At 33.4% G+C, this 22,625-nt stretch carries 21 protein-coding genes and 1 other annotated feature; of the genes, 4 read left to right on the top strand and 17 right to left on the bottom strand.

The features are described from left to right. Positions 1 to 2 precede the first annotated feature (2 nt). The 4 genes from RAH41_RS03990 to RAH41_RS03975 all read right to left on the bottom strand — a co-directional run bounded on the left by RAH41_RS03990 (position 3) and on the right by RAH41_RS03975 (position 2,667). Positions 3 to 1,148 (bottom strand): cysteine desulfurase family protein, encoded by a 1,146-nt coding sequence (locus RAH41_RS03990; protein ID WP_331220847.1) that lies wholly within the window; start codon positions 1,146 to 1,148, stop codon positions 3 to 5. Positions 1,149 to 1,201: 53 nt separating this feature from the next. Further along, positions 1,202 to 1,618, bottom strand: a complete 417-nt coding sequence (cymR, locus tag RAH41_RS03985) for a cysteine metabolism transcriptional regulator CymR (RefSeq protein ID WP_331220846.1) — start codon at positions 1,616 to 1,618, stop codon at positions 1,202 to 1,204. A 460-nt stretch (positions 1,619 to 2,078) separates the two neighbouring features. Further along, on the bottom strand, positions 2,079 to 2,291 hold the full coding sequence (locus RAH41_RS03980; protein WP_331220844.1) for a hypothetical protein: 213 nt from the start codon (positions 2,289 to 2,291) through the stop codon (positions 2,079 to 2,081). Between the two features lie 43 nt (positions 2,292 to 2,334). Next, on the bottom strand, positions 2,335 to 2,667 hold the full coding sequence (locus RAH41_RS03975; protein WP_056472677.1) for a DUF4257 domain-containing protein: 333 nt from the start codon (positions 2,665 to 2,667) through the stop codon (positions 2,335 to 2,337). A gap of 307 nt (positions 2,668 to 2,974) precedes the next feature. On the opposite strand from RAH41_RS03975, the gene RAH41_RS03970 reads away from it, so the two are divergent. Continuing rightward, positions 2,975 to 4,735, top strand: a complete 1,761-nt coding sequence (locus tag RAH41_RS03970) for a hypothetical protein (RefSeq protein ID WP_331220840.1) — start codon at positions 2,975 to 2,977, stop codon at positions 4,733 to 4,735. A 123-nt stretch (positions 4,736 to 4,858) separates the two neighbouring features. Next, positions 4,859 to 5,491, top strand: coding sequence for a DUF2306 domain-containing protein (locus RAH41_RS03965; RefSeq protein ID WP_331220838.1), 633 nt, complete (start codon positions 4,859 to 4,861; stop codon positions 5,489 to 5,491). A gap of 32 nt (positions 5,492 to 5,523) precedes the next feature. On the opposite strand, the gene RAH41_RS03960 is transcribed toward RAH41_RS03965, so the two are convergent. Continuing rightward, complete coding sequence (locus tag RAH41_RS03960) at positions 5,524 to 6,813, bottom strand: replication-associated recombination protein A (RefSeq protein WP_331220836.1); 1,290 nt, start codon at positions 6,811 to 6,813, stop codon at positions 5,524 to 5,526. Between the two features lie 138 nt (positions 6,814 to 6,951). Between RAH41_RS03960 and RAH41_RS03955 the strand changes: the two genes are divergently transcribed. Together RAH41_RS03955 and RAH41_RS03950 are read left to right on the top strand one after the other, a co-directional pair. Next, positions 6,952 to 7,383, top strand: a complete 432-nt coding sequence (locus tag RAH41_RS03955; protein WP_331220834.1) for an SANT/Myb-like DNA-binding domain-containing protein — start codon at positions 6,952 to 6,954, stop codon at positions 7,381 to 7,383. Between the two features lie 99 nt (positions 7,384 to 7,482). Beyond that, positions 7,483 to 7,701, top strand: a complete 219-nt coding sequence (locus RAH41_RS03950) for a hypothetical protein (protein ID WP_331220833.1) — start codon at positions 7,483 to 7,485, stop codon at positions 7,699 to 7,701. A gap of 173 nt (positions 7,702 to 7,874) precedes the next feature. Here RAH41_RS03950 and RAH41_RS03945 read toward each other — a convergent pair whose 3' ends face one another. From RAH41_RS03945 to secDF, 12 genes are all read right to left on the bottom strand, one after another. Then, a complete protein-coding gene (locus RAH41_RS03945; RefSeq protein ID WP_331220832.1) occupies positions 7,875 to 8,123 on the bottom strand; it encodes a hypothetical protein in 249 nt (82 codons plus the stop codon). A gap of 84 nt (positions 8,124 to 8,207) precedes the next feature. Next, on the bottom strand, positions 8,208 to 8,975 hold the full coding sequence (locus RAH41_RS03940) for a tRNA threonylcarbamoyladenosine dehydratase (protein ID WP_129688097.1): 768 nt from the start codon (positions 8,973 to 8,975) through the stop codon (positions 8,208 to 8,210). Positions 8,976 to 9,140: 165 nt separating this feature from the next. Beyond that, positions 9,141 to 10,910: an aspartate--tRNA ligase gene (gene aspS / locus RAH41_RS03935; protein WP_331220828.1), complete on the bottom strand. Its 1,770-nt coding sequence runs from the start codon at positions 10,908 to 10,910 to the stop codon at positions 9,141 to 9,143. 19 nt (positions 10,911 to 10,929) lie between these two features. Further along, positions 10,930 to 12,195: a histidine--tRNA ligase gene (hisS, locus tag RAH41_RS03930; protein WP_331220826.1), complete on the bottom strand. Its 1,266-nt coding sequence runs from the start codon at positions 12,193 to 12,195 to the stop codon at positions 10,930 to 10,932. Between the two features lie 67 nt (positions 12,196 to 12,262). Beyond that, positions 12,263 to 12,490 (bottom strand) — a binding site (T-box leader). A 71-nt stretch (positions 12,491 to 12,561) separates the two neighbouring features. Then, positions 12,562 to 12,735, bottom strand: coding sequence for a hypothetical protein (locus tag RAH41_RS03925; RefSeq protein WP_088013656.1), 174 nt, complete (start codon positions 12,733 to 12,735; stop codon positions 12,562 to 12,564). A gap of 544 nt (positions 12,736 to 13,279) precedes the next feature. Then, entirely contained in the window at positions 13,280 to 13,459 is a 180-nt protein-coding gene (locus tag RAH41_RS03920) for a hypothetical protein (protein ID WP_097978435.1), read from the bottom strand. A gap of 133 nt (positions 13,460 to 13,592) precedes the next feature. After that, positions 13,593 to 14,033 (bottom strand): D-aminoacyl-tRNA deacylase, encoded by a 441-nt coding sequence (dtd, locus tag RAH41_RS03915; protein WP_331220822.1) that lies wholly within the window; start codon positions 14,031 to 14,033, stop codon positions 13,593 to 13,595. 15 nt (positions 14,034 to 14,048) lie between these two features. Next, the gene (locus tag RAH41_RS03910; protein WP_331220820.1) at positions 14,049 to 16,244 is read right to left on the bottom strand and encodes a bifunctional (p)ppGpp synthetase/guanosine-3',5'-bis(diphosphate) 3'-pyrophosphohydrolase; all 2,196 of its coding nucleotides are present in this window, start codon (positions 16,242 to 16,244) and stop codon (positions 14,049 to 14,051) included. Between the two features lie 162 nt (positions 16,245 to 16,406). Beyond that, positions 16,407 to 16,919 (bottom strand): adenine phosphoribosyltransferase, encoded by a 513-nt coding sequence (locus RAH41_RS03905; protein ID WP_331220818.1) that lies wholly within the window; start codon positions 16,917 to 16,919, stop codon positions 16,407 to 16,409. Then, positions 16,919 to 19,270: a single-stranded-DNA-specific exonuclease RecJ gene (gene recJ, locus RAH41_RS03900; RefSeq protein WP_331220816.1), complete on the bottom strand. Its 2,352-nt coding sequence runs from the start codon at positions 19,268 to 19,270 to the stop codon at positions 16,919 to 16,921. The genes RAH41_RS03905 and recJ overlap by 1 nt, the downstream gene beginning before the upstream one ends. A 39-nt stretch (positions 19,271 to 19,309) precedes the next feature. Further along, complete coding sequence (locus tag RAH41_RS03895; RefSeq protein WP_331220814.1) at positions 19,310 to 20,221, bottom strand: cation diffusion facilitator family transporter; 912 nt, start codon at positions 20,219 to 20,221, stop codon at positions 19,310 to 19,312. Positions 20,222 to 20,357: 136 nt separating this feature from the next. Beyond that, positions 20,358 to 22,595 carry a protein translocase subunit SecDF gene (gene secDF, locus RAH41_RS03890; protein ID WP_331220812.1) on the bottom strand — a complete coding sequence of 746 codons (2,238 nt, stop codon included), beginning with the start codon at positions 22,593 to 22,595 and terminating at the stop codon, positions 20,358 to 20,360. Positions 22,596 to 22,625: the final 30 nt, after the last annotated feature.

Genomic DNA, 22,625 nt, shown 5'->3' with positions numbered 1-22,625 from the left:
ATTTATATTTTAACTAATCGTTTAACAATTGAAGATACACGTTCTCCAAGTACACGGATTTGTTCGTCTGTATTTCCATAACCAAAGCTGAATCGAACCGAAGAACGTATTTTAGGTGAATCTATTCCAAACATTTCAACTAAAACATGTGATGGGTCAATACTACCAGCTGTACAAGCAGACCCACTTGAAGCTGCTATGCCTGATAAATCAAGGTTTACTAAAAATGATTCAATTGAAATATCTTCAAATGATAAGTTTAACACATGTGGTGCAAAAAACGACTCATTTCCATTTTTTTCAAAACGAATTCCATTTTCTTTTAGAACATTCATTAAGATTTCATGGAAACGCAAATAGCTTTTTATACGTTCATCTCTTTCGATGTGAATTACTTCTACTGCCTTAGCTAATCCAACAATACCGGGAACATTTTCTGTACCAGCACGACGTTTACGCTCTTGCTGTCCACCATATTGTAATTGTGTAAAAATTGCATTTTCACTTACATAAAGAAAACCTACACCTTTAGGTCCATTAATTTTATGTGAAGAGATGGATAAAAAGTCGACACCAAGTTCCTCAACATTAATCGGAATTAAGCCGTAAGCTTGTACTGCATCTGTATGAAAATGAGCTTTATGGTCACTAAGAAGTTCACCGATTTCTTTAATTGGTTGAACTGTTCCGATTTCATTATTAACCATCATAATCGATACTAAAATTGTATCATCACGTAGCGCTGCTTTTACATCCTCTACATTCACACGACCTGTCTGATCAACAGGTAAATACGTAACCTCAAAGCCTTCTTTTTCAAGAGCCTGGCATGTATGTAATATAGCATGATGCTCGATGCTAGAGGTAATAATGTGCTTACCATATTCTTGATTCGCATAAGCAGCGCCTAAAACAGCAAGATTATCGCTTTCCGTTCCACCGCTTGTAAAAATAATTTCGTTAACTTTTGATCCTATACTATTAGCACAAATCATGCGCGCAGTATCAATCTTTTGGCGAGCTTGTCGGCCAAACGAATGAATACTAGATGGATTTCCAAAAGTCTCTTGCATTTCTACAACCATCTTTTCAATTACTTCTGGATGCATTGGAGAAGTCGCAGCATGATCTACATAAATACGTTCCATTTTTATTAAACCCTTTCTTTATGAAGCGTTCGTCTATCTTTGAACGCACTAAATTAAATATAAAACATATAGCCATTTAAATCATCTGATTCTAATTTTGCTAAATCCTCAAGACTCGTATTGTCTAACACTTCATTAATCGCTTTTTGAACACGAGTCCATAATTCTCTTTGTGCAGGATTTTCATCTTCAAGATTTTCGATTGGAGATAGTGATCCTTCAAGTGCAGTAATCACTTCACCTGCAGAAATTTCATTCGGTTCCTTTGTTAAAATATACCCACCATATGCTCCACGAATACTCTTAACTAATCCTGCATTACGTAATAATGAAATAATTTGTTCTAAATAATGCTCAGAAAGATTTTGTGCTTTCGCAATACTTTTGAGTGAAATTGGTTTATCACAATATCTTTTAGCTAATTCAATCATAACTGTCAGTCCGTATCTACCCTTAGTTGAAATCTTCATTCATTCACTCCGTTCAATAAAATGTATCTCTTATTTTTATCAGATTTATCCTATTTTTAAACTGTAGTAATACAATTATTGTACACTATTTGGCCTATAAATTCACATGACATGAAAAAAAATACACTAAACCAATTGGAAAAGTGCAATATCCATATAATAATGATAAGTAAGATTTTTTAGTTTTACTAGTCTATCTTTTTATCAAACCATAGATTTAAAACTTTTGGTCTTACTCCTCTATTTTCTAAAATCTATACCTAAAAATCCGCCCAATATATTTTAAAAAAAAATGTTGTTAATCCAAGTTTTCACTAAATTACTTAAAATTTAGTCAGTTAAAATTTTAAAAAAAGCATCAAAATATTAAAGCAAAACTAGGAATTAACTAAAATAAAGAACTGGAACTCTATTTTGAGTTCCAGTTTTTGTTGTTGAATAACGTCAATTAAATGCTAGCTTAGCTTTTCAATTTACCAGCACGTACGAATTGAGCGGCTGCCGCTTTTTCATCAAAATCTTCAACATTTTTTCTAGATTCTTTTATGTTATTTAAAAAACTTATGACTTGGAATTCGATACTTTTTATTTCGTATTCAGTATCAGCATTTAATAAATCCTCTAATAAGTCTAAATAAACGGCTTTCTCTTCGGGTGTTAGCACTAGCCTCATTTCATGCCTCCTTCATCTTTTGCCAAGTAAATTATTGAAAATACTACACAATTTGCTTAGAAATATTATGCAGTGAACTTACCCTTTCCCGTTCAGTATTAAGTGCCCTGCTTAAAAGAAAGCTTTGAGATGAGAGACCAGCTAATATACAGTATCCGATTACCATACGCATATCCTTTAACATGTTTTCTGGTATAAATAAAGAAACAAATAGTGTCGCAGCTGTTGCTCCAAATAAAATATCTGCAAGAAAACCTAAATAAAAGCCTTTCTTTCGTCTCACCGGGAGCATAATCGTACCTTTGTTAAACAGGATGTGAAAAATAAATCCGGTCACTCCACCAATGACAACCGCCAGGACATAGAGCTTAACCATGTTCATCCTCCATTCTTATTTTAGGTACAAAAAAAATTCCTACTTTCGTTTCGAGAATAAGGTAATCGAAATGATCGCTAGGATTGGACAAGTTCTATATAAAATATGAACAGCTTGTTCTTATTATTATAAAAGCTTAAAAATAAATTATCAAAACAATTTGTAAAATTTATCCAATTGTGACAAAAAATAAGGTAAAAGACCTGATTTTTTAATTAACCAAATAAACCACAAGACTTTTTAACTATTTCTCATTACCCTTATTATGATATATTGGAATTAAAAAGAAGCTAGAGGAGGTTTTAAGTTGGCTGTACAAAGAAAATTCAAGAAAATAGTAAAGCAATTACGCCATCAAGATCTATATCAGCGCGCAAAAGGCATAGACCAACTTAGAAAGTCTCTTCGATCAGGTGCTTCTATTGAATCATTAATTTATTTATTAGAAGAAGCGGGAAGCAATTTCCCGAAATCAATAGAAGATTGGGATGATGGAAGCTATCACTTAGTTGGTTTTTGTTCAGAGTTTTCACTTCAAGAATTAATCACTCCAATCGAAAAGAATTTTGAAGCATATAGTGAACGAGCAAAACTTCAGGCCCTTTATTTATTAATAAGTCTGAAATCAGAGTTAGCTAGAGATGCTTATATACGAATCATTGAAAAAAATAGTAAACGGTACTCGCTTGATATCGATGTTCAATTTATTTTTGAAGAGACAAATTGGGCTCCAGAACTTGTAAAAAAACTATTACCGTTAATCGAAAATGAAGAAACTGCAGTTTCAATTTTCCATTTGATTCTATTGTGTAAAAGGAATTCAATTTCTTTATCTTTTTCATCCGCTGAGAACGATTATATAATCGAACAAATTAAAGTTTTATATAAGTTTAAACGAGATTCTTATTTAAAATATGATCAAGATTACAACTTAAAATATGTATACCAGGCCTGGAAGGAACCTTACCTCATCGTTCGAACAGAAATGGGTATTTGCCTTCAATTAATGCAATATTATTTTGACGATATCATGTATGACTATTTAATAAAAGCCCTTGAGTATAAAGATCCTTACCTAAAAGTTGATGCTGTTATATCTCTGATGGAACATGGCGTAAAAATTGAAAAAGAAATACTTGATTATTGTGCTCATAATATTGAATCTGCGGTATGGTTTTATACTAAATTAAATGAATTCTCAAAGAAAGATATTTACACATTTACAGAAGAGCATCAACATAGTTTTGTGAAAAACAGACTGTTTCTTTATTTAATTGCTCATGAAGATTTCGGTGTGATTCCCGACGAGATAGAAATTATCAAGCGTTATGATACATCAAACTATTATGAACAAGAAGTCACTTATTATTTAACTAAATTTCGTAGCCAACAAGAAAATTGGGAAGAAAATGATTGGATGGCTGCATATGTAGGGGCTTATGTTTCTGAACAAATTCCAAGTCCACGATTTTATGATGAAACAATTACATCATTTACAAAATGGGACAAATATACTGAGGATGAACATAAAAGCCAACTTGAATTACTAAATAAAGAAGAAAACGATAAATTAGGTCAAGAAGTCATTTTGGAATCAAAGCCAAGTTGGCATTTTGGTACTTATTTTCTCGGCTTTCTAACTGCTGTTAGAACAGGTACTGCTTTTGGAAATCACGATCCTATTTATTTTTTATTACTAACTTTACTATGGATTATTTTCTTATATAAAGTGTATGCAACAATTCAACTTCGAAAAGAGTCTAAATTAATCTTAACAACTAGACAGCTAACCTTAAAAAAAGGTAATGAACTGAAATCGATTGAGCTTCATAAGATAAACCGAATGACAATCGAACTCCGAAAATGGGGTAAAAACGAAGGGAAAATGGCAGCATATCAGCGAAAAGTAAATTATATTGTTTTCTATGATAAAGATGACAAAGAGATTTTATCAATCCCTTCAACTTTTATTAAACCAGATCTACTTTTCCTTGAGATAAAACTATTAACTAGTCATTTAATTGATTCTCCAACTATTGAAGTGTTTGAAAATGATATTAGTGCTTAAAAGTAAGTCGGGACTCGAATCTCGACTTTTTTTATTCATGTTCCGTTCATATTAGGTTGTTATGATATTACTTAAAGATCTTATACACATTATCAAACTAACCATCGGGGGACATGTTTATTTATGAATTCTAAAAAAAGTTGGTGGGTTTTATTTATTATTTCGCTTTGTGTCATTGTTCCATTTATGGCTCCTTATTTTCTTATGGAACCAGAGATAAGTCGTATCCAAATTAATTCAACTTCAATTCAATATCCTACTTTAATTACACATATCTTTTTTGCATTTATTGCTTTAATTGCTGGATTTTTACAGTTTGTAAAAAACATTAGATCTCGTTACCCGAGATTCCATCGAATAATCGGAACTATTTACTATACTAGTGTTTTTATAAGTGGAATTTTGTCATTGATCGTACTATTTTATTTAGAAAATTTTTCAAAAGTTATGTCTTTTTTTGTTTTAGCTATACTATGGATTTTCACTACAATTAAAGGTATTCATAACGCTAAGAAGAAAAATTACATTGCTCACCAAATCTGGATGACTCGAAGTTTTGGAATCACTCTAGTAGCAGTGAGTGGTCGTGTTTTAGTACCATTTATATTATTAGCCTACTTTTTACTAAATGGATTGCATCTACCTGGTGGAAGAGAACGAATGGTTGAGGAAGCTCTAAATGTTAATATTTGGGTGGGTTTATTAATAAATTTAATCATAATTGAGTGGATCATATTAAAAAGGAAGGTAGATTAAGCGACCAATTTCGCTTTATATCTACCTTCTCTTTAATTCCGATTTTTCTTAAACTGCTGTAGTTTTTCAAAAATAGCCCCGTAACGTTTTTCGTTACCTGCCTCTTTTGGCTTATAGTAGACTTGATTTACTAGTCGATCTGGAAGATATTGCTGATTAACCCAACCACCAAAATTCCCTAAAGGATGATCATGTGGATAAATATAACCAATCCCGTGCCCCATATCCTTTGCTCCAGCATAGTGAGCATCTTTTAAATGTGCTGGAATATCGTCATGTAACCCACTTCTTACATCATTTAATGCTCGATCAATTGATGTGACACTAGAATTAGATTTGGATGACAAACAGAGCTCAATTACTGCATTTGAAAGAATAATTCTTGCTTCTGGAAATCCAACTTGCTTCGCGGCTTCACAAGCTAGCACAACCTTCCATGGATCCCCAGCTAATCCGATATCCTCATAAGCAATCACTAATAACCTTCGAATAATGCTCGTTAAATCACCCGCTTCAATGAGCCTCGCCAAATAATAAAGAGCTGCATTTACATCACTTCCACGAACACTCTTTTGGAAACCAGACAATGTGTCATAATGAAAATCTCCATTCTTGTCATGATTAAAGCCTTTTGAACGAAGAAATTCATCTATAATTTCATCTTGTACTACAATTGTTCCGTCAGACTCTTTTGTTGAACCATATACGATTGATTCCAAAATATTTAAAGATGACCTTGCATCTCCGTTTACTCCATGAGCAATTTTTAAAATTTGTTCCTCTGAAATTTGGATTTGCAAATTCCCTAATCCTCTATCCTCATCTCTTAAAGCTTTATCTAATAATTTATAAATATGTTTTGGTAAAAGCGGTTCTAATTTTAAAATGTGGTTACATCGAGATCGTATAGCACTGTTAACATCATGGTAAGGATTCTCAGTTGTTGCCCCAATTAACGTGATAAATCCGCTTTCTACATATGATAATAAATAATCCTGTTGCAACTTTGACCAACGATGAATTTCATCTGCAAAAAGAATGATCTCACCGAACATTTTCGCCTCATGAACGATATCCTCAAGTTCTTTTTTACCAGAAGTAGTCGCATTTACAGTTACAAACCGTTTATCGACAGTACCAGCAATTGCATGTGCAAACGATGTCTTACCTATTCCAGGTTCCCCATGTATTAACATTGAAGGAACTCGTCCGTTATGTATTAGTCGATACAATGCTGATTCTTTTCCGATAATTTTTTCCTGACCAATTAATTCATCAATCGTTCTTGGTCTCATACGGTATGCTAGAGGTTCATGACTCATTTTTCTCCCTCCTTTATAACTCTTTTTACTATTGTAATTGAATTGGAAACATTTTTCATCTGCACCCTTCAATTATTTCTTTTTACTAATAATTTATTTGGTGAAGATAATAATAGATGAGATAAAGAAGGTGAAAAAATGAATGCTCCAAAAACAAAATGGTCACTTGAAGATGAAAACACATTAATTGAACTAGTTGAAAAATACGAAAGGAAAGGTAAATCGAAGCAAGAAGCATTTGAAATGGTAGCAAACATTATTAATCGGACAAAGTCAGCATGTGCTTCTAGATACCGAAAACTATCAAAAGTTCAATTCAGAGAAATAAACAACCATAAAGAAGTTAGCGATTTAAATCAGCCTATAAATCCTCCTTCACTGAATATTGGAATGGTCATTCAATACTTAAAGAATTTCGAACAAAAGCATCAAGCTTCAAAGGAGAATATGAAGTTAAAAGAAAGAGTAACTAAATTAAAAAACGAAAATGAGAATTTAAACAAAAAAATAATGAATCTTAAAAGATTAATCCAAAAGAAACAAAATATATTAATCAATCTAACAGATTAAATTTGGACAAAATAATGTAAAACATTCACAGTATATTATTACTTGTACTATTGTATAATGAAGTAACAAAATGCAAGCACTAGTAAGGAGTATAATGAAATGAATTGGAAAAAAGGCGGTTTATGGATTATTATATTTTTTATTATTAAAGGTACATTATCTACACTTTTAATTGTTACCGGTGCTAAATACTTTAACTTATCCTATCTTCAAATTCTTCTTCTTGTAATTGGGCTATTAGTTATTTCTCTAATCGGACGTCAATTTGTGAGAGGCCGTAAAAATAGCACTAAAAATGAGAAGGACTTAAATATGTAATCCCTTATAACCTATAAGGTAATGCGTCAGAACAGACTACTGATTGCAAGTGCTGGTCTTTCGAGGCATGAAGCCTACTAAACGGTAATGAGCACCGCGCAGGCAGGCGAAGTAACGAAGAAAGCGAGCGTTTTCGGGCAGTTTGAAACCCCCAATATTTTTGGGGGTCTTTTTTATTTATTGGGCTTACGTTTATTCATTTCAATCGATTCCATATCATTTACAACGCCATCTTTGCCAACCTTACCGTTTTTCTTAACTACATTATTTTTCTTTTGATACTTAACATTTAACCGGTTGGATAAATTGTCTACACTATGCTGTTTTGAATCTTTTTCCACGTCACTAGTACTATTACAAGCAGTTAATATTGTTAAAGATAATCCGAAAGTACAAAAGACTTTCAAGGCTCTATTCAACATCAAACACCTCCTATTGAAGGTAGTTTTTACATTAATAAATAAAAAAACTGTAGGAAATTAATTCCTACAGCCGAGTAGCATTCGTTATTCTTTACCTACACGCTTAATTTCAATATCCTTTATCAATTCGCGAACTGCATGACTAGCTGCGATTAACCCTGCAACTGATGGTACAAAGGCATTTGAAGATGGTGGCATTTTTGCTTTACGAATTTTTGTATTTTCATCTGGTACGATTTCTTTACGTACATCTTCACGAATAACAATTGGACTTTCATCTGAATAGACGACTGTTACTCCTTTTTGAATACCTTCTTTGCGAAGTTTAGTTCGAATAACCTTTGCAATTGGATCGTGAGTTGTTTTTGATATATCCGCAATTTTGAATCGAGTTGGATCCATCTTATTAGCAGCACCCATACTTGAAATAATTGGAATTCCACGGCGACGACACTCTTTAATTAAGTGAATTTTATATGTAATTGTATCAGAAGCATCAATTACATAATCTAATGGAATTTCGAAAAACTTTTCAAATGTTTCTTCTGTATAAAACATTCTATGTGTAATTACTTCGCACTCAGGATTAATCTCAAGAATACGTTGCTTCATCATTTCTACTTTAGGCTCTCCCACTGTTGATAATAAAGCATGAATTTGTCTATTCACGTTCGTAATATCAATAACATCTTTATCCACTAGTATTAAACGTCCGACTCCAGAACGCGCTAAAGCTTCTGCAGAAAATGAGCCAACGCCTCCAATACCTAAAATAGCTACCGTACTGTTTTGTAATCGCTCTAAACCTGCTTTACCAAAAGCAAGCTCATTACGAGAAAATTGGTGTAACATTTATTCAACTCCCACTATCTTAATCAGATTACAATGATTTAAATATACATGATACAACCTTATTACATCAAGCTTGAATTAAAGAATAACAGAATTTTTCTTAATCCTTCAAAAAGAAAAAGGAAAGGATTAAGAAAATTAATTCCTTCACCCTTCCTTTTTATTTTACTCTTCTACAGTTGTTTTTAACGCTAATTCTTCTAACTGTGCAGAAGAAACTGGACTTGGTGCATTTGTTAATAAGCAACTTGCTGATGCTGTTTTAGGGAATGCAATTGTGTCACGTAAATTTGAGCGTCCTGCAAGTAACATAACAATGCGGTCTAAACCTAACGCAATTCCGCCGTGTGGTGGAGTACCGTATTCAAATGCTTCCATTAAGAAACCAAATTGTGCTTGTGCTTCTTCTTCAGAAAACCCTAAGCATTTGAACATTTTTTCTTGTATGTCTCTTTCGTAAATTCGAACTGAACCTCCACCAAGCTCGTAACCATTTAATACTAAGTCATAAGCTTGAGCTTTTACACTACCCGGATCTGTATCTAATTTATCAATATCTTCACGAACAGGTGAAGTGAATGGATGATGAGCAGCAAAATAACGATTTAAATCTGCATCATATTCAAGTAATGGCCAGTCAGTAACCCATAAGAAATTGAATTTAGATTGGTCAATTAAATCTAAGTCTTTACCTAGTTTTAATCGAAGTGCACCTAAACTATTTGCAACTACTGAAGCATCTGAAGCTACGAATAAAATTAAGTCTCCTGCTTCTGCTTCTACAGCTAATTTTAATGTAGCAAATTCCTCTTCACTAAAGAATTTAGCGATTGGACCTTTGAAACCATCTTCTTCAAGTTTTAACCAAGCAAGACCTTTTGCTCCATATCGACCAGCATATTCTTGAAGACCATCGATGTCTTTACGAGAATAATTTGCTGCTTGACCTTTTACATTTAAACATTTTACTTGGCCACCGTTTTCCACAGCTGAAGTAAATACTTTAAATCCACTTTCTTTAGCAAAAGAAGAAACATCAATTAACTCTAATCCGAAGCGAGTATCAGGCTTATCAGAACCGTAGCGATTCATCGCTTCATCATAGCTCATACGAGGAAGTGGTGTAACTAGTTCAACACCTTTTGTTTCCTTCATCATTTTAACCATCATTCTTTCAGACATTTCCATTATTTCTTCTTGAGATAGGAAGCTAGTCTCAATGTCTATTTGAGTAAATTCTGGTTGACGGTCAGCACGTAAATCTTCATCACGGAAGCATCGTGCAATTTGGAAATAGCGTTCAAATCCAGAAACCATTAATAATTGTTTAAAAATTTGAGGTGATTGTGGTAATGCATAAAACTCACCAGGATGTACACGGCTAGGTACTAAATAGTCACGAGCTCCTTCAGGTGTACTCTTTGTTAAAATTGGCGTTTCAACTTCTAAGAAGTCTTCACCATCTAAGAAATCACGAATTGATTTTGTAATTTTTGAACGTAATTTAAATGTGTCATACATAACTGGACGACGTAGATCTAAATAACGATATTTTAAACGAAGGTCTTCTGCTACTTCCGTTTTATTTTCAATTGCAAATGGAGGATTCTTAGCTTTATTAATAATCTCAATCTTTTCAACAGAAACTTCAATTGCTCCCGTTTCAAGATTTGTATTAGCTGTACCTTCACCACGAGATACTACTTTCCCGTGTACGTGAAGAATAAATTCATTACGTACAGTTTCAGCTAGGGCTAAAGCTTCACCTGAAGTTTCAGGATTAAAAACGATTTGTACAAGTCCGGAACGGTCACGTAAATCAATAAAGATTAATCCACCTAAATCACGTCTTTTTTGTACCCATCCTTTAAGTGTTACAATTTGACCAATATGTGATTCTCTTAGTTCTCCACATAAATGCGTTCGTTGTTCCATTTTCAATTCCCCCATTTGATTATTTAGAGCTTACGTATTTTACAAAGATGTCTAATGCAACTTCTTCTTGTACACCAGTCTCTTGGTCTTTTAAATTAATGACTCCTCGAGATAATTCGTCTTCACCTAGAACTGCTACAAATTTTGCTTTATAACGTTCCGCTGCTTTGAATTGCGCTTTTATTTTACGATCTTGGTAATCTTTTTCACAAACAAGACCAGCTTTACGCAATTGATATAAAATTGCAGTTGTTTCTTTTTTCACTTCTTCTCCAAGTCCAATTAGGAATACATCCATTTCTTGTTGGATTGGAAGTTCGATTCCTTCTGTTTCAAGAGCTAATATTAAACGCTCGATACTTAATGCGAAACCAATACCAGGAGTATTAGGGCCACCGATTTCTTCAACTAATCCGTTATAGCGACCACCACCACTTAAAGTTGAAATTGTACCGAATCCTTTACCTTCTAACATAATTTCAAATACAGTGTGATTATAATAATCTAAACCACGTACTAAATTTGCATCGATCTCAAACGGTATTTTCATAGCTGTTAAATAAGATTGAACAGCTTCGAAATAGTTCATTGATTCTTCATTTAAATAGTCTAAAATGGATGGTGCTGTCTTCATTGAAGGGTGATCGTGATCCTTTTTACAATCTAAAACACGTAATGGATTAGTTTCTAAACGATTATTACAATCACTGCATAGTTCATGTGCTACCGGTTTAAAATGATTCACAAGCGCCTCACGATGTGCTTTACGGCTTTCTAAGTCACCTAAACTATTAAGAACTAACTTAACGTTTTTCAATCCAAGACCACGATATAAATCCATTGATAGAGCTAATACTTCTGCATCGATAGATGGATCATTACTACCTAAAGCTTCGATACCGAATTGTACGAACTGACGATAGCGACCAGCCTGTGGACGTTCATAACGGAACATAGGACCGATATAGTACAACTTAGTAGGTTGATTGCTATTTCCGTACATTTTATTTTCAACATACGAACGAGCGATTGACGCAGTTCCTTCTGGACGTAATGTTAATTGACGATCTCCACGATCAGTAAATGTGTACATTTCTTTTTGAACAATATCCGTTGTATCGCCAACTCCACGTTGGAATAATTCAGTATGTTCAAAGATTGGTGTACGAATTTCGTTATAGTTATATCGTTTGCATAAGTCTCGTGCAAACTTTTCAATATACTGCCATTTTTCAATCGTACCAGGTAAAAGATCCTGAGTTCCTCTTGGGATATTAATCGACATTGTAAATCCTCCTAAATAATAAACCTTTATAAATACAAAAAACCCTCGTGCCTACTGAAATAAAAACAGTAGGGACGAGAGTTATAAGCCCGTGGTGCCACCCTAATTGAAGAACAATAAACTGTTCTCCCACTTTCATCGTTAACGCCGATTACGTTTATCCTTACTAGAAATCGTTCAGAATAAAGCCTCGGGAGTGTCTTTCAAATAGTCTACTTGTGGAAATGCTCTCAGCCACGGCACTTCCTCTCTCTACAAGAGTTTCTATCCTACTTTTCTCCGTCTATGGAATGTTACTATGTATCAATATGTTATTTAATATCTTACGTTCGGATACACCAAATGTCAAGAACAGTTAAATTTTTTTTACGAACGCTCCAACTGTCTTTTTAAATCACGCACTTCTCTTAAAGTTAAACCAAACTCACTTGCCATCTCTAATGAATTGGATTCTTGTCCCCTATTTTGAAACTCATGAAAATCCATATTCAAAACACCTTTTCTACCTGATCCTAGACTATTACGATTATTTATTCTCATGCTGCAGTCTCCTTCCAAGTATGTTGTTATATAGGATGTCCAAATAATTAATAGATTAAACAATTAAATATTGTGGAAAACTTTGGAAGCTTATACTTGAATTAGTATTTTTTTACTTCACTTATTTAGTTCTATGGATTCGGAGAAAACAAGGTGGTATTTGATAAAATTTGAGTAGTATTTTATATCGATATTCTAGAACGTATTTTATTTAATAAATTAGATGTTTTTATTGATAATTACATAAAACTATTATAATTAATTGTGATTATCAGGGTTTTATTGCGATTTCTGATTTTTAATGGCGATTCTCGATTTTTAATTGTAATTCTTGATTTTTATTTGTCATTCCCGTTTTTTATTTTCTATTCCAGGGTTTTATTTGCCATTCCCTAATTTTATTTGCTATTCCAGGGTATTATTTACCATTCCCTAATTTTATTTGCCATTCAAGGGTTTTACTTACGATTCCTATTTTTATTAGCAATTTCCATTTCTTAAAATCTTCATCTCAACTAAAAAAAACCATGGTACACACCATGGTTTAATGAAATATTCTTAAACTAGATTGTATACTTTCAACTGATCCGTCTATGAAATACATTAATCCGTAATAAACTAGGATGATTAAAATAACAAATAAAAGTGCTTTAAAGAAACTTTTGAGGATTGTAAACAAAATTACACCAGCGATAAGAATTAACACGATTGTAATTATGTCCATATAGCTACCTCCTCTATATTCTTTATAAGAACCCGGGTACTTCATTCTATTCGCTAAATGAAGATATTATTTTAATAATTAAATCGATCAAAAAAAATGCCTCCTTTTTTGGAAAAGGAGGTCAAAGATTGGCTTATTTACTTTCAATCATAATTGTAATTGGTCCCCAGTTTGTAAATGTTACATCCATATCTGCACCAAAAATGCCTGTTTGTACTTCGTATCCTTGTTCACGTAAATATGAATTAAAATATTCATATAATTCGTTTGCGATTTCTGGCTTAGCTGCATCTGTGAAGCTTGGACGTCTACCTTTTCTCGTATCGCCATATAAAGTGAATTGAGATACGGATAGAATCTGGCCTCCAACATCAATTAATGATAAGTTCATTTTTCCTAGTTCATCTTCAAATATTCTCAGGTTAACTGCTTTGTCCGCACAATATTTAACATCTTCTATAGTGTCTTCATGCGTTATTCCGACTAACAATAATAACCCTTTAGGTATTTGACCTACTACTTGTCCGTCCACTACTACTTTTGCTTCTTTTGTGCGCTGTAATAATACTTTCATAAGTGGCACCTCCTATTAGTGGAAAATACGTCTCACAGAGTAAATGTCTGGAATTTGTTTAACCTTATCCACTACTTTTTGCAGGTGGTTTATATTACGAATAGACAAACTCATTGTAATAGTTGCCATTTTATTTCGATCATTTTTTCCTGTTACTGATGAGATATTCGTTTTTGTTTCATTTACTACTGATAGAACTTCATTTAAAAGACCTCGACGATCGTAACCGAAAATTTCTATATCGACGTTATAATCACGTTCAAACGTCGGGCTTTCTTCCCAATCAACTTCAATAAAGCGATCTTCTTCACTATCATTTAACATGTTTACACAATCGCTTCGATGAACTGAGATTCCTCTGCCTTTTGTGATATAGCCAACAATATCATCACCAGGTACAGGATTACAGCATTTTGATAAACGAATTAATAAATTATCTACACCTTTTACAGAAATGCCAGCATCTTTACGACGTGATGGAGCTTTTTTAAGGTCCGAAGAAAGTTCTTTTAATCGGTCTTCTAGTTCAATTTCAGTACGTTTACGGAATTTATCTGTTAAACGGTGAGCAATCTGAGTTGCAGTAATTCCATTGTATCCAACGGCTGCATACATATCTTCAGCATTAGAGAAATTAAATTTCTCTGCGACGCGTTTTAAATTTTCAGACGTTAAAACTTCTTTTAAATCACATTCTAAAGCTTTAATTTCTTTTTCAACTAATTCCTTACCTTTTTCAACATTCTCTTCTCTTCTTTGTTTTTTAAAATATTGACGTATTTTATTTTTAGCATGTGAAGACTGAGCTACCTTTAACCAATCTTGGCTAGGTCCATACGAATGCTTCGATGTCATAATCTCAACGATATCACCGGTTTTCAGTTTATAATCAAGTGGTACCATTTTTCCATTTACCTTTGAACCAATTGTTTTATTTCCGATTTCAGAGTGAATTCGGTAAGCAAAATCGATTGGAACAGATCCTAGTGGTAATTCAAAAACATCACCTTTTGGAGTAAATACAAAAACCATATCAGAGAAAAGGTCCATTTTTACTGATTCCATGAACTCTTCTGCATTTGTAGAATTATCTTGCCATTCGATAATTTCACGGAACCAACTTAATTTATTTTCTAAAGTTTTTTGTGAAGGAAGATTAGCATTATCCTCTTTATATGCCCAGTGTGCTGCAACACCATATTCAGCAATTTGGTGCATTTCTTGTGTACGAATTTGTACTTCTAGTGGTTCACCTTTTGGTCCGATTACAGTCGTATGAAGAGATTGATAAAGATTTGCCTTAGGCATTGCAATATAATCTTTAAAACGACCTGGCATTGGTTTCCAGCATGTATGAATAACGCCTAATACAGCGTAGCAATCTTTAATACTATTAACAATTACACGTACGGCTAATAAGTCATATATCTCGTTAAATTGTTTATTCTGTTTAGCCATTTTATGATAAATGCTATAAATATGCTTAGGACGTCCGGAAATTTCTGTTTTAATTTCTACATCTTCAAGTTGTGTTGAGATTTCGTTTATTACCTCTTCTAAATATTGCTCGCGCTCTGCTCTTTTTCGCTTCATTAAGTTAACGATTCGATAGTATTGTTGTGGATTTAAATAGCGTAATGCTGTATCTTCAAGCTCCCACTTTACTTTACTAATCCCTAGTCGATGAGCTAGCGGTGCAAATATTTCTAACGTTTCATTCGCAATTCGCATACGTTTTTCTTGAGGTAAGTGTTTTAACGTTCTCATATTGTGAAGGCGATCGGCTAATTTAATCAATATTACTCTCAAGTCCTGTGCCATCGCTACAAACATTTTGCGATGATTTTCAGCTTGCTGTTCTTCCTTCGATTTAAACTTGATTTTACCTAACTTTGTTACACCATCAACAAGCATAGATACTTCTTTGCCAAATTGGTTCTCTAAGTCCTCTTTAGACACTTCAGTATCCTCTACTACATCATGAAGAAACCCAGCACTAATGGTTGTAGCATCCATCTCTAAGCCAACAAGGATACCTGCTACTTGAACCGGGTGTATAATATATGGTTCACCTGACTTACGAAATTGCTCACTATGTGCATCACGAGCATATTCATAAGCACGTTTAATAAACGCCACATCATCTTCTTTTAAATAATGGGTCGCTTGCTCTAAAACCTGTTCTGCTGTCAAAACTTGCTCAGTAGCCATCTAATCACCTTAAATCATTATTTCTTTTATTATCATGAAAATTTCGTTTTTTGTAAAGCAGGAGTCGTCAAATTTCATTTTTTTTTGCAAATCTTTGATAGAAAAAGAGCACTCTGATTTATCAGAGTACCCTGTTTGGATAACATTATCATATGTTAAAAATTAATATGTCATTAGTGTAAATATATCATAGCCTTCTAATTTTTTACGACCTTCTAAGTAAGAAAGCTCAATTAAGAAAGCAATTCCAACTACAATTCCACCTAATTCTTCAACTAGTTTGATTGTAGCCTCGATCGTACCACCAGTAGCTAATAAATCATCAGTGATCAGAACACGTTGACCTGGTTTAATAGCATCTTTATGCATTGTTAACGTATTTGTACCGTATTCTAAATCGTAGTTGTAGCTAATAACTTCACGAGGTAATTTACCTGGTTTACGAACAGGTGCAAAACCTATTTCTAAAGCGTAAGAAATTGGACAACCAACGATAAACCCACGAGCCTCTGGTCCAACTACTAAATCAACATCTTTTTCTTTCGCATAAGCTACGATTTGATCAGTTGCTTCTTTATAAGCTTTTCCATCATTCATTAATGATGAAATATCTTTAAACTGAACGCCTTCTTTCGGCCAGTCCGGTACGATCGTTATATAATCTTTTAAATTCATTAAATAAGTGCCTCCCCATTTTCGGAAAAATGACTTTTCATATTTTGAAAAAATGTAGTTAATTCATCACATTTTGAGTACAGAAATAAACGTTCTAGTTCAATACTAGCTAATTTTTTTGCATACGTATTAGATAAAGAGAGATCTTTCTTCTCAGTTTGTGGCAACAAACGAATTTTTCCATCCTCTATTGTAACAAATTCTAAATCAAAAAACACCTTTGTCATAAAATCGACTTGTTCTTTTTTCCATCCCATCTTACGACATAATGCCACTTCATACATGTTCATGTCAAATGGATTGGTATTTGCTAAGATTGAATAGAATTTTTTAAAGCTTTCTCTACTCGGTATTGGTGAGAAGAAATGTAATTCTTCTTGATTAAAAATTAAGTAGATACGTTCTGATAATCCTTTTCGAAAAACCTCTTTCAAATCATTTTCAGAACTAGGTAAATCAAGTAGGATCACATAATTATTTTGTATATTAATATCTAAGTTTAGTACATCTTCATATGCAATAAACGTAGAAATAGGATATTTAGTCTTTAAATTTTCATATTCATTTGATGATTGATGTAAAAATATGAATTTTTCTTCTGTATGAGGCAAAGTTAATCGGTGTGGCTCTTGACCTCTTAAGTCAAATAACTGCCAATGATTTACTTTAATATCATGAATCATTAACTGTGGCTTGCGTTTACCATTCCATTCGTTAATAGAAGCCATTCCTAGGCACGATACTTTTGATCCTGTTGCAATTTCATTGGCAACATGTCCAAATCCGAATCCTACAGCATCAAGGAATGTAACGTCATCTTTTAGTTGTACTTTAAGATGTGCACCTTCATTACCGATTTGTTTAATATTTAGAGCATCAACCTCGTTTATTTCTAAAACAGGTTTTGGATTATGCATCCCAAAAGGTGCCAGCATATTTAATTCATTAATAAATGAGATTGAAACTTCACTAGCCTGACATTTTAAATCGACTTCTTTTAATGGGATAAAATCTTCATCTGTCATTATTTGGTCTGCATATTCATTTAAACGATGTCTTAATAACTCGACATCTTCAATAGCCAATGTCATACCAGCAGCAAGTGTATGACCGCCAAAATGAGGTAAAATATCTTTACATTTTGTTAAGTTTTCAAATAGGGAAAAACCTTCAATGCTCCTTGCAGAACCTTTTGCTATTCCTTTTTCATGATCAATACTTAGAACAATTACTGGTTTGTAAAAGCGGTCAACTAATTTCGAAGCAACGATTCCTACTACTCCTGCATTCCAGCCTTCTTTTACGACAATAATCACCTTATTTGAACAAGATGAATCAAGTTCGTTAACTTGCTTAATTGCCTCTTCTGTCATACGTGAAACTAATTCTTGACGTTCCTTATTTAGAATTTCAATTTGCTCCGCTCTTTTTTTAGCAAGTGCTCTATCATTTTCTAAAACTAAATCTACTGCAGGCTTAGCATCACCAAGTCTACCAACTGCGTTGATTCTAGGACCAATTGCAAATCCAATTGTTTCTTCAGTAATTGAATCTGTTGTAGTTCCACTAATTTCTAAAAGAGCTCTTAGTCCTTCACGCTGAGTTTGCTTCAGTTGCCTTACACCTTTTTTTACGATTAAACGATTTTCATCAACTAAAGGTACCAAATCTGCAACCGTCCCAATAGAAACTAGTTCCAAATATTCCTCTGGCTCCCTACCTAATAATGCGGAAGCGAATTTAAACACAACTCCTACGCCTGCTAATTCTTTAAAAGGATAGCTAGGACTTAGCTTTGGGTGAATAATTGCAATTGCGTTTGGTAATTCCTCAGGTGGTTCATGATGATCCGTAATAATTACATCCATCCCTAGTTCATTTGCAAAATCAACTTCCTCTGCTGCGGAAATACCTGTATCTACAGTAATAATTAATGAATAACCTTGATCGTTCGCCCATTTAAATGCATTCTTATTTGGACCATACCCTTCAGTAAAACGATTTGGTATATAAAAATTTACTTTTGCTTCTAGTTCGATTAATGTTAAATACAATACTGAAGTACTGCTAACTCCATCTGCATCATAATCGCCAAATATTAATATTTTTTCATCTTCTTCAATTGCTTGAAATACTCTGTCAATTGCAATATCCATACCCTCTAATAAAAACGGGTCATGAAAGCTCATTTGATCTTCATATAAAAACTTACTTGCTGCATCTACTGTATTAAATCCACGAGTTACAAGTAGCTTAGCTAATAGAGGGGAAATCTGTAATTCTTTACTTAATAATTGTTCTTCTTGGTGATTCGATAATTTCGGTTTCCAACGTGCTTTTGACTTTAACAATACTCTCACCCCTAACTGTACTATTATACTAAAGTAAACTTATTGGATGAAAGAGTTATTTTTATCATTATATGGATTAATATGGACAAAAACATTTTCCACATCTTTTTGTTCCATCAACTTTGCTTTAACATTTTTACCAATCTTATGCCCTTCTTCAACCGTTATATATGGATCTACTGAAACTTTTATATCGATTATGACGTAATAGCCGTGTTCCCTTGCATAGAGAGAATTTATCTCTTTAACTCCTTCTACGTTCCTAACAACTTCTTTATATGGTTCAATATCTTCTTCATGAAGGACATGATCCATTGTCGTATGTATTGATTCTGCTCCAATATCCCAAGCCATTTTTAATATCATAATGGCTACAATAACTCCGGCCGCAGGGTCTGCATATAAAAGTACAGGTATATTAAATTTAGTACCAAGAATTGCTAAACCAATACCAACCATAGCTGCTGCAGATGAGTATACATCAGAACGATGTTCATATGCATTAGCGATAATTGCGTCACTATTTAACCTTTTCCCTAAAGCATATTTATAGCGAAACATCCATTCTTTTAAAAATATAGATATAAAAGCTGCTAATAAAGCGATTAGCTCAGGTGGATGGACTGGCTTAAAAAATGCAGTTATAGAAGATTTAGTTATTTCAATTCCAACGATAAATAATAGTACAGCAACAATAATTGCAGCGATTGATTCAGCCTTACCATGGCCATATGGATGATCCTCGTCAGGTGGCATTTTAGCAGCCCTTAAACCAAATAAAACCGCTATCGAGCCAACCACATCTGACGCTGAATGGACTGCATCGGCCATTAACGCTTTACTATTTCCAATATATCCTATAATTGCTTTAACAATAGCTAGAAGTAAATTTCCATATATTCCGATATAAGCCCCTTTTTTGGCTTCCTTATAACGCTCTTCCTGTTCCATATACTTTACCTACTTCCTTTTTTGTTACTCTTAAAAAATACACTTATCATTATTAACACATTATATTAGTATCTTCAAATCATAATGAATTTAAAACAAAAAAGAGTATAAGCATGAGCTTATACTCTTTTTAAATTTATTTAGCCTCTTCAACATCGATTACTTGATTTTTATCAAGCTGGCGACCTTTAATAAATAACCAAATTTGTGAAGCGATAAAGATTGAAGAATATGTTCCGACAACTAATCCTATTAATAATGCAAGTGAGAAGTTAAGAATTGCATGACTTCCGAATAAAAGCAATGCAAGTACTGCTAATAGTACAGTAAGAACGGTTTTAACAGAACGACCTAAAGTTTGACGAATTGATTCATTTACGACTTGTTTCAATTCTTCTCTAGAACGAATTTTCTTCTTAAGCTTCATATTTTCACGAACTCGGTCAAATGTAACGATCGAGTCATTTATCGAATAACCAACAATCGTTAGAACTGCAGCGATGAAAGTGATATCTACTTCTAACCTAAAAATACTAAATACTACAACAATGAAGAATGCATCATGTAGTAGGGCAATTACTGAAGCAATTGCATATGAGAATTGGAAACGTAATGATACATAAAGAATAATACCTGCTGATGCGATAATTAATGCTTTAATGGCATTAGCCGCTAATTCTCTCCCAACAACTGGATCTACTGTACTTACGTTTGGTTCTACCCCAAATTTCGCTGTAAAATCCTTTTTCAAATCATTAATCTGGTCTTTTGTTAATACACCTTTAAATACGATTGAACCTGTTTTTGCATCATTTGTAGAAACAGTAATACTTTCAGGCTTCAAGTTCATTTTTGAAACTTCATCATTAACAACTTGTTTTGTAACAGCGGATTTTGATTCAAATGTTACTCGTGTACCACTTGCAAAATCAATCCCTAAATTTAATCGGAAAATAGAAAGTAGAATACCTCCGACAACTACTGTAACGATTGAAAAATAAACAAATTTTCGACCAACACTTACAAAATCGACTTTATCATATTTTGTAGGAGGGTGAGCTAGATTATGATTTAAACCAAGAATTTCACTTTGTTTAATACCAAACCATGTTTTCTTATTATTTAAGTAACGACTTTGAACTAATAAAGAAAGTAATAAACGAGTACCGAAAACCGCAGTTAAAAAGCTTACTAAAATACTAACAATTAAACTTGTTGCAAATCCTTTTACTGAGCTTGTACCGAATATGAACAATACCACCGCAGCAAGTAAAGTTGTAATATTAGCATCAAAAATCGTTCCAAATGAACGCTGATTACCTGCACGATACGCAGATGCAACTGATTTTCCTAGTTTAAGCTCGTCCTTCAATCTCTCAAAAGTAATAATGTTGTTATCAACTGCAATACCAACACCTAGTATTAATGCCGCAATACCTGGAAGTGTTAATACCGCATTCATACCGTCAAATACAAGTAATGTTACGTATGTATAAGCCATTAACATGATGCTTGCGATTAAACCTGGTAAGCGATAGAAATAAAGCATAAATAAGAAAATAACTGATACACCAATAATTCCAGCAAAAATTGTTTCATGAAGAGCATCTGTACCAAATTTTGCACCGATTGATGTTGAATACAATTCTTCTAGGTGTACTGGAAGAGCCCCTGCATTTAATAAGTCTGAAAGTTCTTTTGCACTCTCAACCGTAAATGTAGAACCAACAATCGAAAGTGAATCGTCAGTAAATACTTGATTTACACTAGCTGCAGATAAAAATTTAGGCTTTGCTTTTGCAGATTCCTTTTTGAAAGAGTCTTCTCCTTCTTTGAAATCTAACCAAATAACCATCATATTATTTGGAGCACCCATTTTTAACACTTTACTTGTTACATCTTTAACCTTAGAAGCATCCTTAAACGTAATTGATACACTAGGTTTACCCATTTGGTCAAATGTTTGCTTTGAAGCGCCTTCTTTTAAATCCGCCCCAGTCATTAGAACCTTATCATTTACGTCACGAATTGTTAAGTTCGCTTCAGTAGAAAGAATATCACGTGCTTTAGCTTGATCTTTTACACCAGCCAATTGTACACGAATACGATCTTTCCCTTCGATTTGAATGTTTGGTTCACTTACTCCTAATACGTTTACACGTTTTTCAAGAGCTTTTGCTGTACTTACTAAAACATTTTTGTTAATTTTGTCGCCTTTCTTGATCGGCTTAACTTTGTAAAGTACCTCAAACCCGCCCTGTAAATCCAGACCAAGCTTAATATTTTTGGCGGTACCAAACACAGTTGTGCCGATTACTGCCGCTAAAACAGCAATAATTAAGAAGAAGGCAACAATTCTGTTACGCTTCACCATGTTGTGAATTTCCTCCTCTAACTAGTTCAA

It is taken from the genome of Gottfriedia acidiceleris (assembly GCF_036421055.1).
GTDB lineage: Bacteria > Bacillota > Bacilli > Bacillales > Bacillaceae_G > Gottfriedia > Gottfriedia acidiceleris_C.
Note: the sequence above shows the minus strand (reverse complement) of the source record. Positions and strands in the feature narration are given on the sequence as shown.